General features: G+C 40.0%; 4 protein-coding genes. All 4 read right to left on the bottom strand.

Translation table 11 applies throughout. The annotated features are described in order from the left end of the window. Nucleotides 1–404: 404 nt before the first annotated feature. Nucleotides 405–6,620, bottom strand: a complete 6,216-nt coding sequence (locus tag VPHSUH08_RS09485) for an ESPR-type extended signal peptide-containing protein (protein ID WP_105087343.1) — start codon at nt 6,618–6,620, stop codon at nt 405–407. A gap of 868 nt (nt 6,621–7,488) precedes the next feature. Further along, nucleotides 7,489–7,551 carry a hypothetical protein gene (locus tag VPHSUH08_RS09665; protein ID WP_353734512.1) on the bottom strand — a complete coding sequence of 21 codons (63 nt, stop codon included), beginning with the start codon at nt 7,549–7,551 and terminating at the stop codon, nt 7,489–7,491. Between the two features lie 157 nt (nt 7,552–7,708). Then, nucleotides 7,709–8,353: a hypothetical protein gene (locus VPHSUH08_RS09475; protein ID WP_105087342.1), complete on the bottom strand. Its 645-nt coding sequence runs from the start codon at nt 8,351–8,353 to the stop codon at nt 7,709–7,711. A gap of 106 nt (nt 8,354–8,459) precedes the next feature. After that, nucleotides 8,460–13,958, bottom strand: a complete 5,499-nt coding sequence (locus VPHSUH08_RS09470; protein WP_105087341.1) for an ESPR-type extended signal peptide-containing protein — start codon at nt 13,956–13,958, stop codon at nt 8,460–8,462. Nucleotides 13,959–14,341 lie beyond the last annotated feature (383 nt).

The following is a 14,341-nucleotide window of genomic DNA, read 5'->3' as shown; positions in this document are numbered from 1 at the left end:
TTTTAAAAAGTAAAAATACAGTTAATATATGGCTATTTACCGATGCATATCATATTAAACATATCATATTCTATACTAAAAGTAAAAAAATTTTCACTCTACACTCACTTCTAAATCATAAATATTTATGAATATACAAAAACCCCGTCATATACCTTATGAATATGCTAAATGTACTAATTTTTTCGCATAAAATTAACTTCATGAAAAAAATGTATTTTACCTTAGTAAACTATTATGATCCAATTATTACTCACCTATTTTAATTACATTACAAGTTAACCATGACATATATATGTTTATAACAGCCATTTAAACTATTTTTTTGTATAAAAAAAGGCGCCAAAAGCATTTCGCTTTTGGCGCCTTTTATAAGCACTGCCGTATCAATATGTTATTTCATATTATTTCAAGCCCGCTTGTTGCATCAATAATGCAATTTGTGCTCTCATTTCTTCATTGTCGCGTTGTACTTTTTCGTACTTAGCTTTCAAAGCAGTCATTTCATCTTGCATTACGTACATGGAGCTGATAGGACCACCTTTATAACGTTCAGGAACTGCTTTCTTCGCATCGGAAGTACCGAATTTACGAGTTACACCAGCATTTACCATGTTATGGTGGCTACCAACAGATACGCCTACATGGAACATTGTATCTTCTGCTGTGTAATGTGCAACGCCAAGAGCCGCCGCAGTTTCACCTCTATAATTACCGATACCAGCCATTACTTGAGTTGGTTCCAATGGATCATATTGAATAGGTTTCAATGCAGACATAGCCGCTGCATGTGCGCCTACACGTTGTGTTTCGCCCGCTACGGAGTTAATAGCATTAGCTAACCCATCTGTAGCACCTTTCAATTGATTTACGTTAACTGCATCAGTGCCGTTTACACCAGGGCCTACATTGGTAATTGTATTACCGCCGTTGTTGAGGCCATCTTTAGTAAGGCTTACAGCATTACCGCTAGCAGGTGTAATTGTTACACCGCCACCATTCATAACTGTAGTATTACCTGCAGCATCCTTAGTGGTTACTGTTTCAAGACCTTTCAAGTCTTTCGCCATACGAACCTTAAGGTTGCCAGTACCATCGGATACGACACCTAAATTGTCTTCTGTAGTCAACTTGTTAGCATCAGTAATGCCACCCACTACATTAACTTGTTCGTTAAGCTTTTTCTTGATTACGGAACCGCTATCGCCACCGTATTTCATACCATCGTCTTTAGTTGCCACTTGGTGGGTCTTACCATTTTCGTCTTGGTACTTAATACGAGTGATGTCGTTACCATCTAAGTCTGGATCACCTTTATCAACGGTAATATCCGCATTACGACCGTCTTTACCAGTTAAACCGATATGACCAACGCCGTCTTTACCGGACATGGATACAGCATCTTTACCGTCTTTGCCTGTGATACCTACTTTGCCGTCTGTACCGTCAGCACCATTAGGGCCAGTAATAGATACGCCATCTTGACCGTTTTTACCAACTTTTACCTTATCAGTAGTTAAGCTGTCAGTCTTAAGGTTTTTCGCCATCTTGATATTAACATTACCATCTTGGTCGGCTACTGTTTTAATATTTTCGCCGGAGTATTTATCGTCAGACTCTGTACCTTCACCTTTGATAGTAACCTTTTGGCCTAAATCACGGTGGAATTCACCTGTATTACCGGCGAAATTCATACCTTTTTTCGTGATTTCATCACCTAGGTTAGTAATCTTATTATCCAAGGCTTTGTGAGATTTTTGCAATTGGTCTTCTGTAGCAGCACGACCGCTTGTGATGTTGTTAGGATCCCAATCTTTGTTTTCCAAACCTGTCACATAACCGTCTTTACCATCAACAGATACCTTGCCTGCCGCAATCTTGCCATCTTTACCGTCGATAGTTACCTTATCGCCAGCCTTGATTGTACCGTTTTCACCGTCAATTGTTACATTGCCAGCTTTAATCGTACCTTTGTTGCCGTCGATTGTAACTTTATCACCAGCTTTGATTGTGCCTGTAGTACCATCCAACGCGATTTGTTTCGTAGCATCAGAGCCTAATGTCACTTGGTCTTTGAGACTTACTTCATAGTTCTTGGAACCATTCGCATTGGTGCTAGGTGTCACAGTAATATTATTACCTGCCGATACCGTTGTGGATGCAGCTGCTGTAGCTTTATCCAATTGAGATTTATTAACTGCATCGTTAGGATCTGTGCCGTCAGCTACATTCGTAATCTTATTACCGCCATTATTTAAGCCGTCTTTTGTAAGACTTACTGCATTGCCGCCAGCACGATTGATTGTCATACCATCACCATTGATAACAGTATTATTGCCGCCGTTTGTGAAAGTAGCAGACGTTAAGCCTTTCAATTCTTTCGCCAAGCGCAATTTCAATGTATCGGAACCGTCGGAAACAACACCGATGTTGTCTTCAGCAGCTAATTTGCTTTCATCGGAGATACCGCCCTTAACATTCACTTGATTGTTAAGTTTCTTTTTAATTACATTACCTGTATCGCCGCCATACATCATACCATCATCAAGGGTTGCAAGCGTATGTGTATTACCGTCTTTATCTTCGGTCACTAAACGATTAATGCTTGTACCATCTACACCGTTTTTAGCGTCGCCACCTTTAAGTGTAACGCCGTCTTGACCGTTTTTACCGGCAATAGCCACACTATTAGCTTTGAGGTTTTTGTTCATCTTCACATCGATAGTTGTGTTGCCATCTTGATCTTGTGTGATGAAAGTTTTAAGATTTTCACCGCTGTAGTTAGCATCAGCATCATTACCTTCACCCTTAACAGTAACCGTAGAGCCAAGTTTATTAGTTTTTACGCCGCCACTGTTAGCGTCGAATTTCAAACCTTTATTAGTTAATGCGTCTTCACTATCTTTGATTTTATCTTTCAAGTAATCCACATTAACCGCTTCGCTACCATCGTTGCCTGTAGCATATGCCAAGTTTGTCACATGAGTGCCACCCGCTTTGTTAGCATAGGCAGGACCTTCGTAACTTACTTTAGTTTTATCAACAGTGCCAGCAGGATCCAAGTCATACTTAACAGCACGATCTGTCAATTTATCAAGGCTAGATTTAGATGCAACATCCTTAATCTTAACAGTTTCTTTTTGACCTGCATGGTTTTTATCCTCTACAGTCAAGTCAACATCGCCATTAGAATCAACAGTATAAGCCTCATCTGCAGCAGCTGTATTTTTCACCAAACGGTAATCTGTAGCAGCAGCACCTTGATTCTTAACAACATCACTAATCTTTTTCAATTGATCTTCTGTAGCAGCACGACCGCTTACAGGATTAGATGTATTCACATCCCAATCTTTATTATCAAGACCAGTTACATAGTTCTTAGTATCAGCGTGTTTACCCATTGTTACACCGCCGGCTTTCACAGTATCTGTAGCTGTCAATGTTTGAACATTAAGGTTTTTGTTCAATTTAACGCCGATTGTAGTATCATCGCCAGTTTGCGTAATTTCAGTAGTAATATTACCATCACCATTTACTGTTACTTTAGAACCAAGTTTATTCGTTTTTTCATCGTTATTATCAGCGTTGAAACGAAGACCTTTATTGATTAGTTCAGTTTTGGCATTACTGATATTAGTATTTAATTCGTTTTTAGCCTCGTGTAATTGACCGCCGTTTACAGCGTCTTTGCTACCTGCACCTACAGTACCATCAGCAACATTGGTAATTTTTTGATCGTTCGCATTGATACCTGTTGGAGATACATAATTCTTACCACCCACAGTCAAGCCACCGTTGTTAATAGTAGTACCACCTGCTGTAACACTGTCCAAGCCAGTCAATGTTTTAGCTAATTTCACATTCAATGTGCCATTGCCGTCGGATTCAACACCGATATTACCGTCGGACAATGTGCCTGTAGCACCGCCTTTAACAGTAACTGTATCACCTAATTGTCGATTACTTACAGCACCAGTATCGCCAGCAAAATTCAAGCCTTTACTAATGGTTGTATTAATAGTGGAGATATCTTGCTTGTTTTTAGCGATATCATTTTTGTTATTTGCAATGTCGCCAGCATTTTTTGTGATATTTTGCTTATTAGTAGTAATATCTCCAGCATTTTTATCGATAGCGGTTTTATTAGTGTTAACTTTATCGTTAACCTTTTTCAACTGATCTTCTGTAGCACCGCGACCAGATACAGCCGCAGGATGATCTACATCCCAATCTGTATTTGTAAGGCCTGTTACATGACCTGTATCACCATCTACAGTTACAGGATGTGCTGTACCTACGGTAATTTTATTGCCTAAGCCAACAGTATATTCCTTACCGCCTGCTGCGTTTGTATCTTCTGTTACAGTTACATTCGCATCCTTCGCTTTTACAGTGGATGCTTTAGCTGTACCACCGATAGCAGCTTGTAATTGGCTATAGTTAACTGCATCATTAGGGTCGCTACCATTAGCAACATTAGTAATCTTTTGATTATTCGCATTGAGACCTGATGGAGATACATAGTTCTTACCACCTACAGTCAAACCGCTGTTATCAATCTTAGTATTACCAGCTGTAACGCTGTCCAAACCTGTCAATGTTTTAGCTAATTTCACATTTAATGTGCCATTGCCGTCGGATACAACACCGATATTACCGTCAGACAATGTGCCTGTAGCACCGCCTTTAACAGTAACTGTATCACCTAATTGTCTGTTACTTACAGTACCTGTATCACCAGCAAAATTCAAGCCTTTACTAATGGTTGTATTAATAGTGGAAATATCTTGCTTGTTTTTAGCGATATCAGTTTTGTTATTCGCAATGTCGCCAGCATTTTTAGTGATATTTTGCTTGTTAGTATTGATATCACCAGCATTTTTATCGATATCAGCCTTATTAGTGTTAACTTTATCGTTTACCTTTTTCAACTGATCTTCTGTCGCAGCACGGCCCGATACAGCTACAGGATTATCTACATTCCAGTCTTTATTTTGAAGACCTGTTACATGGCCTGTAGTACCATCAATAGTTACAGGTTTTGCTGTGCCTACTTTAATGGTATTACCTAATGTCATATTAATAGTTGTATCACCATTAGCTTGTGTAATTGCGGCATTGATATTGCTGCCGTCGCCTTTGATGGTAACTTTAGAACCTAATAGGTTGTTTTTCGCACCACCTGTATTAGCATCGAAGTTAAGGCCTTTATCTATAGTGTCTTTATTGAATTTAATAGCATCATGAATCGTGCCTTTACCAGTGTTGCCGATATTGCTCATCGACAAGTTACCCGTATCAGGGTCAAGCGCTGCATTGCCACCTAAAAGGCCTTTTGTAGTGCTTGCTAAATTACCCAAGGTATTTGCAACAGCATATAATTGACTACCATTGATTGCATCTGTAGATTGTGCATTCACACGACCTGCAGCCACATTTGTGATAGTACGTTTTAGCGTATCACTACCCACGCTAAGTGTAGAGTCAGCAGAGCCGCCGGCATAGTTTTTATACCATAAGCCATTTACCAATTGATTTGGTGTGCTTACTACATTATCAGTCTTGGAGTTAGCACCTAATGCAATCGATCGTTGTTGATTCGCATCAACTGATGCATTTTTACCGATGGCAATGGAATCATCTGCAGCTGCGATTGCAGCTTTACTCATAGCAATAGAATTATTTGCAGTCGCTTTTGCCGTCTCACCGATAGCAATAGAAGCCTCACCGCTAGCCACACTATCCCAACCCATAGCAGCAGCATTAGTAGCATCAGCTGTAGAGTTAGCACCGATTGCGCGAGCACCTTGTGCCAATGCTTTTGCACCATTACCGATGGCTACACCCCAATCACCTCGAGATTGAGAACCATTACCCATAGCAATAGCACCCCCTTTGGATGCCTTCGCATTATTACCGAACGCCATGGAGGACCCACCGTAAGCACGTGCATTGGAACCGAAAGCCTGATCATTATCAAGACCTATCAATTGATTGTTTTCATCAAAACCGGCACGTGCATTGTTCCCCAACGCAAAGCCGTTCGTGGATTGTACACGTGCTTCGTTACCAATAGCTACGCCGTTATTAGCAATTGTGCGCGCATTACGACCAATAGCTACAGCTTGCGCACCTTGACCGATAGTGCTTGTACCAATAGCAATTGTATTGATATCCTTAGTTGTCGCATCATGACCGATGGCAATACCACCGCTCTTATCTGTAATACCTGGTGTTGCCGTAGCAGGGTTAACACTTACTGTAGCACCATGACCGATAGCGATACCATTTTGGCTTTCAGATTCAGATGGATCATTTTTACCAACAGTAGCGTCTGTACCCATAGCCACACTATAGTCACCGCGAGCATTTGTTCTGTCACCAATCGCGATACCACCGTCGTTTTCAGCTGTCGCTCCGACACCATTTTTAATCGGTGCCCCCAAGGCATCCGTAGGCATCATAACGCCTGTCAACATAACGGCAACTGCTGTAGCACCTACCATTTTAGAGAATACAACCGACAAAGAGGAACGTTTCGTCATGTTCTTTGCTGTTTCTGCCACCACAACATAGCAGCCCTTTGTGCGATTCCAAATCACTTTAAATACTCGATTCATTAATCTTTCTCCTATAAAACTTATAAAACTTACTAACTAACTATCTACATATTTAATGAAATAACAATGATGTATCGATGATGTATTGAGAATTCATCGACATTCTTGAATGTGTATATCTAAAATACCACAAATTACGGGAAAAGTAAACTTTTTTTCATTTTATTTTCATAAAACTTTTGTGTTTAAGTTATTAATAATTTCGATAAAATTAAATATACTGAATATTCTGCATAAATGCTGTATTTTTTTACTATTATTCACCTACTTTCATAAATAATACAAAACTTTCCATTATTATGTCCCAATATCACACCATATGTAACCAATTTATTTTCTCTTCATCATTCTGATTTATGATAGACCATATAATAGAATGATATCTTTTCATAAACGGATATCGTACAGTGTTTCTGCCATTTTGACTCAATGTACGTACACAATTACTACATACCTACTTAAGCCAATTAACTATTGCACAATCAATAAAGGTAGCATTTTATTATATAGTAAAAGGAATGACAGGTGAAATTCAAATCGCCGTCATTCCTTTTTTTATTCCAAGTCCCTCTAAAGGCGTACCGGCGGGCTTTATAGGCTTTATAGAAATAGAGCATATGTGTATAAAAACAATTTATACGATTACTCCATGTGTTTTTTAATTTTTATTGTTATACTGAAAGCAGAAAGGAGGAAGAAATCTATGTCAGAACTCAATATCTTACAACAAAATATAGATAAACCGAATACGGTTACCGAAGAAGATATCGTAGTTACACGAGATAATCAAACTTTCACAATCAAAGGTCGCTTTAATGGGGAAGAAGGCGTATTCACATATGATGCGGACGTTCAACCTAACGATCAGTTACAATTTCTGCATCACAACTTTACGGCCATCGTAAAAAAAATTACATATAAGGTGATTCAAGGTCAGCGAATCACATTGATTGCAAAATTATATGCATAAAAAATATCGGGGTTTTGTTAATACAAACAACACCCCGATATTTTTTATCGGTCATACAATTATAAGAAATACAATACAACACAACAACACTTAATTCTTATAATTGAATCATCTAAAATTATTGAATTGTAGGTGCATTAATCGCTTTACGAAGGTCCACTGTGTGAAGTTCATCCATCGCAGGAGCTGCTTTTTCGTCCACAGGTTTCACGCGATTATTACCGTCTTTCATGGCTTCGTTCAAGCTGAAGATTACCATTTCGTTCATATAGAAACGCAATTCATCATCATGTACATTAGCTGTATTGCGATCCAAGATATCGATGATTTGTTGCGCATAGTCCAATTTAGCGTCTTCAGATACAGTCGCATGTTCTGTAAAGAACTGTTTGTAATCGTTGTACAAACGGTCCAATGCTAAACGACCATAGCTATCGTTTTTATAACGATGGCTTACGATGTACCAACTACGACGAACGTTCATGTAGTACAACACATTGTTGCGGTAACGCTCTTGACCAGTCATAACGCGGGAATCGTCCATGATACGCTTGCCCTTTTGGTCCAATTGGAATTGTGTGAAAGCATTCACTACGTCGCGAACTTCTTCGCTAGGTACAGGAACAGCCACTTCTGCTTCAATCACATTTAATGGTTCAGCTGGTTGTTCCGGCATCATCAATCGATCTTGAGCCGCATCCGCTTGACCTACCACACACACACAAGCAAGTGCCAATACAGGCATAAATTTTTTGAATTTCATAAATCCTCCTAATGATGAGCCGCCTCCCAAAGGGCGGCTTTCATATTCCTTACATGATTCTTACATGACTAGAGTATACTAAATAATCCATTTAATCAAGTCAAATTTACTTTGTAAGCCCTGCTTGTTGCATCAACAATGCAATTTGAGCCTTCATTTGTTCATTATCTTCCTTCACAGAGGATAATTCATCAATACGTTGTTGCATACGTGCATTATCAGCCTTCACAGAAGACAATTCGTTAAGGCTTTCTTGCATGCGTGCATTTTCAGCTTTCAATGCTGTTACCTCATCTTGCAACACATAAACAGAGCTAATAGGGCCACCTTTATAACGTTCTGGGATTGCTTTCTTCGCATCGGAGTTACCGAATTTGTGAGTCACACCGGCATTCACCATATTGTGATGACCACCAACAGATACGCCTACATGGAACATTGTGTCTTCTGCAGAGTAATGTGCAACACCTAACGCCGCTGCTGTTTCACCTCTGTAATTACCAACACCAGCCATTACTTGAGTTGGCTCCAATGGATCGTATTGAATTGGTTTCAACGCAGCCATAGCCGCCGCATGAGCGCCTACACGTTGTGTTTCGCCCGCTACAGCATTGATTGCATTCGCCATCTTATCTGTTGCACCTTTTAATTGATTTACGTTAACCGCATCAGTGCCGTTTACACCAGCCGCAACATTGGTAATTGTATTACCACCGTTGTTGAGACCATCTTTAGTAAGGCTTACTGCATTACCGCTAGCAGGTGTAATTGTTACACCACCACCGTTCATAACTGTAGTATTACCTGCAGCATCCTTAGTTGTTACTGTTTCAAGACCTTTCAACTCTTTAGCCATACGAACCTTAAGGTTGCCAGTACCATCGGATACGACACCTAAATTGTCTTCTGTAGTCAACTTGCTAGCATCAGTAATACCACCGATAACGTTTACTTGTTCATTGAGCTTTTTGTTGATTACAGCACCGCTATCGCCACCGTATTTCATACCATCGTCTTTAGTTGCCACTTGGTGGGTTTTACCATTTTCGTCTTGGTATTTAATACGCGTGATTTCGTTGCCTTCGATATCAGGGTCACCTTTTTCAACAGAAATATCAGCACTGCGACCGTCCTTACCATTAAGACCGATGTGACCTACACCGTCTTTACCGGACATGGATACAGCATCTTTACCGTCTTTACCAGCGATACCTACCTTGCCGTCTGTGCCGTTCGCCGCATCTGGGCCTGTGATGGATACGCCATCTTGACCATCTTTACCAACTTTAATAGTCCCTTTATCGCCGTCGATTTCAACCTTGTCGCCAGCTTTGATTGTGCCTGCATTGCCATCGATGGCGATTTGTTTCTTAGGATCGGAGCCCAATGTTACTTGGTCTTTAAGACTTACTTCATAGTTTTTGGAACCATTCGGATTGTCGCTTGGCGTAACCTTAATATTATCGCCTGCTGTTACCGTTGTAGTCGCAGCAGCTGCAGCTTGATCCAATTGAGATTTATTGACTGCATCAGTTGGAGCTGTACCTTTAGCTACATTAGTAATCTTGTTACCACCGTTATCCAAACCATCTTTAGTTAGACTCACAGGGTTACCACTAGCAGGTGTAATCTTCATGCCGCCACCATTTACAACTGTAGTGTTGCCTGCAGCATCTTTAGTTGTTACGGTTTCAAGGCCTTTCAAGTCTTTTGCCATACGAACCTTGAGGTTATTGCTACCATCGGATACTACACCTAAATTATCTTCAGTAGTCAACTTGCTAGCATCAGTAATACCGCCGATTATGTTTACTTGTTCGTTAAGCTTTTTGTTGATTACAGCACCGCTATCGCCACCGTATTTCATACCATCGTCTTTGGTTGCCACTTGGTGTGTTTTACCATTTTCGTCTTGATATTTAATACGCGTGATTTCGTTGCCTTCGATATCAGGGTCACCTTTTTCAACAGAGATATCAGCACTACGACCATCCTTACCATTAAGGCCAATGTGACCAATGCCGTCTTTACCAGACATGGATACAGCATCTTTACCGTCTTTACCTGTGATACCTACTTTGCCGTCTGTACCGTTCGCACCATCTGGACCTGTGATAGATACACCATCCTTATTATCACCTTTGCCAACTTTTACAGATTCAGCTTTAAGATTTTTGCTCATCTTCACGTCAATGGTTGTGTTACCTGTTGCTGCATCTTGTTTGATGAAAGTTTTGATATTTTCACCGCTATAATCGCTATCAGCAGCTTTACCTTCGCCTTGTACGATTACGGTAGAACCTAATTTACTAGTTTGTACACCGCCTACATTGGCATCAAATTTAAGGCCTGTTGCAGTTTGATTTGCCAAAGCTTGTTTCAATTGGTCTTCTGTTGCGGCACGACCAGATACAACATTACCTGGATCCCAAGTCTTATTATCAAGACCAGTAATATAGTTGCCTGTATTACCAGGGTTCGCACCATCAGCTTGTTTACCCATTGTTACGTCCCCTGCTTTCACAGTGTCTGTAGCCGTAACAGATCTAACATTAAGGTCTTTCTTTAATTTAAGAGCAATCTTAGTATCATCACCAGTTTGAGTAATTTCTGTAGTGATGTTATCATCGCCGTTTACAGTCACTTTAGAGCCTAATTTATTCGTTTTTTCATCGTCATTATCAGCATTAAAACGAAGGCCTTTATTGATAAGGTCAGTTTTAGTATTATCAATTTTATTATTTAAATCATTCTTGGCATTTGTAATTTGGTCACCAAGATCTTGCTTAACTTGATGTAATTGACCACCGTTAACTGCATCTTTGGAGTTAGCAACCACGTCGCCGTTAGCGACATTGGTAATCTTTTGGTCATTTGCATTGATACCATTTGGAGATACATAATTCTTACCACCTACGGTCAAACCGCCGTTATTGATGGTAGTATCACCAGCTGTAACACTGTCCAAACCTGTCAATGTTTTAGCCAATTTCACATTCAATGTGCCAGTACCATCGGATACAACACCGATATTGTTATCAGACAATGTGCCTGTAGCACCGCCTTTAACGGCAACAGTATCACCCAATTTCTTATTGATTGTTGCACCGGAGTCACCGTCAAAGTTCAACCCTTTTTCAATAGTTTTATTGATAGTAACGATATCGCCAGCGTTCTTTGCGATATTTTGCGTATTATTAGCAATATTACCGGCATTTGTTGTGATATTTTGTTTATTATCAGCGATAGCTTGTTTATTTTTGTCGATTTGATTCTTATTGGTATTAACTGTATCGTTAACCTTTTTCAACTGATCTTCTGTAGCCGCGCGACCAGGAACAACCACAGGATTGGCTACATTCCAATCTGTATTTTGAAGTCCTGTTACATGACCTGCATTACCATCTACAGTTACAGGATGTGCAGTACCAACATTGATTGTATTGCCTAATCCAACAGTATATTCCTTACCACCTGCTGCATTTGTACCTTCTGTTACAGTTACATTTGCATCTTTTGCTTTCACAGTAGGCACTTTATCGATAGAGTTAATCGCATTTTGTAATTGACTATAGTTAACCGCATCATTAGAGTTAGTACCATCAGCTACATTGGTGATCTTTTGGTTATTTGCATTGATACCGTTTGGAGATACATAGTTTTTACCATCTACGGTCAAACCGCCGTTATTGATAGTAGTGCCGCCAGCTGTAACGCTGTCCAAACCAGTCAATGTTTTAGCCAATTTAATATTTAGCGTATCAGTGCCATTGGAAACGACACCGATATTGTTATCTGTTAACTTAGTTGCATCGGTCACGCCGCCTACAATATTAGTTTGTTCACCTAATTTACGCGTAAATTTATTATCTGTAGCTGCTGCAGCTTTTACATCGCCTGCATAGGATACACCTTTTTCTACTTCTGTTTTAACTGCAAACAATTGGCTACCATTGATAGCATCAGTGGAGGTAGCAGAAATACGACCGGCCGCTACATTAGTAACAGTTCGTTCCATACCTGCTTTGCCTACGCTTACTGTGGAGGCAGGGTTTGTGCCTGTGAAATTATGCGTTACCCCATTGATTGTGGCAGAAGGAGTAGCCACAGCTGCTGCTGTTTCAGAGCCATTACCGATAGCTACGGCATTGTCATTAGCTACTTTCGTATTATTACCAAGAGCTAAACCATTAGCCCCTGTCACAGTAGCACTGTTACCTAAAACCATGCCGTTATCTGCGGAAATAGTGGAGTTACTACCTACTACATAGGAATTATCCGTTGTAATGGTATTCTTATAACCGAACGCACCGGCTGTATTACCTTTAACCGTACCAGCAGTAACCTTTTTAATTTTATCGCCATTAGACTCTGTAGTTTCAGTAACAGTAGCCGACCCTACGGTATTTTCACTACCGATAGCATATGCATTATTACCATATACCTTATTGCCTCTACCAAGAGCGCCTGCAGCAGAACCAGATAGAGTAGCATTTGTCATATCAAAGCCTACTATATTCGCATCGCCGAGGGATGTGGATTTCTCACCATACGCACCGGCTTGGCTACCGATAGCCAGAGAGTTATTCCCCCAGCTACGAGCCATAGCACCAATAGCGGAACTAGCCACACCTTTTGACAAGGAGTTAGCACCGATAGCATTAGAGCCTGTGCCTAAAGACTGTGTCATCATACCAATAGCAAGGCTGGCATTTCCGATAGAAGCAGTATTTACATAGTTCTTACTATCATTAAGACCTGCTGTACCCAATCCACTTGGATGTAATGCAGCCACTTCACGGTTAAAGTTTTTCTGCGTACCTGGCACCGCTAAATCAGGAATAACCTTATATAAATCAGGTTTTGCTTTATCGATATCATCACCGCCGATAGCGATAGAAGAGTGTCCAATAGATCTTACATCACCACCGATAGCGACAGATTGTGTGCCATATACCTTCGCTACACTACCGATAGCTACAGATTGTGAAAACAGCTGTCCGTCACCATCAACAGTAGCATTCTTTCTAATTATATTAGCTTCCGCTGCAGCACCGATGACTACGTCACCACGAGAACCGTAAGAAGCAGCTTCTGCACCCATTACAACTGCACCGGATCCAGGTTGTTGATGATACTTGGAAATCGTGCTCTTCGCTTGACGACCTATTACAATATCACCATTTTCCTTTGCAACTGACCCTTGACCGATAGCAATAGTACCCGCAGGATATGGAACCTTCACTCGTTGTTGACCTTCAGCCTTTGCACCATTACCGATGGCAATACCATTTTCACTTGTTGCTAATGTAGTCGCGTCATTACCTACAGCCACAGACTTAGCACCTGCGGATTTCGCATTATCACCGACTGCAACGCTATTGCTACCAGTAGCAGCAGCGCCAGGGCCTTGTACTACATTTGCTTCTGCAATTCCCGATACTAAACAACCCGTAATAGCAAAAGCGCATAAAGCTGCACGGAATGTAGTGTTATTTCTCGTAGAAGTCACGCCACTTTTACCGCCACCGCTCTTTACTAACTCAGATACTACAACATAGCAATTTTTAGCTTTACTCCAAATTACATTATAAATTCGATTCATGTTATTCCTTTCTCACGAACTACCGATTCTACCGGTTACGCATTCTGTTTATAGCCTCATATAAAAAACAAAATAAAAGAAGAAGTAATAGACATAAAAAATCATCTACACTTCTAACATAAAACAATAGTACTCAATACTATAGTTTAAGTACTATTACGTATATCTTTTTCCTTTAAGATACTCACTCTATTGACTACTATATCAAAAATATTCAATATTGTAAACAACTTTTTCATGTTTCATTCATTTTTATAGTTTATTTAATAGATTTAAAAAATAAGATAGAAATTCTTCATCTTTTCTATATATTTATGGAATTAAATTTACATATTCATATATGAGAGATTTAGTCTATGTATGACAAAAGCCGAGGCAGATTG

Origin of the sequence: Veillonella sp. S13054-11 (genome assembly GCF_002959795.1) — a bacterium.
GTDB lineage: Bacteria > Bacillota > Negativicutes > Veillonellales > Veillonellaceae > Veillonella > Veillonella parvula_E.
Note: the sequence above shows the minus strand (reverse complement) of the source record. Positions and strands in the feature narration are given on the sequence as shown.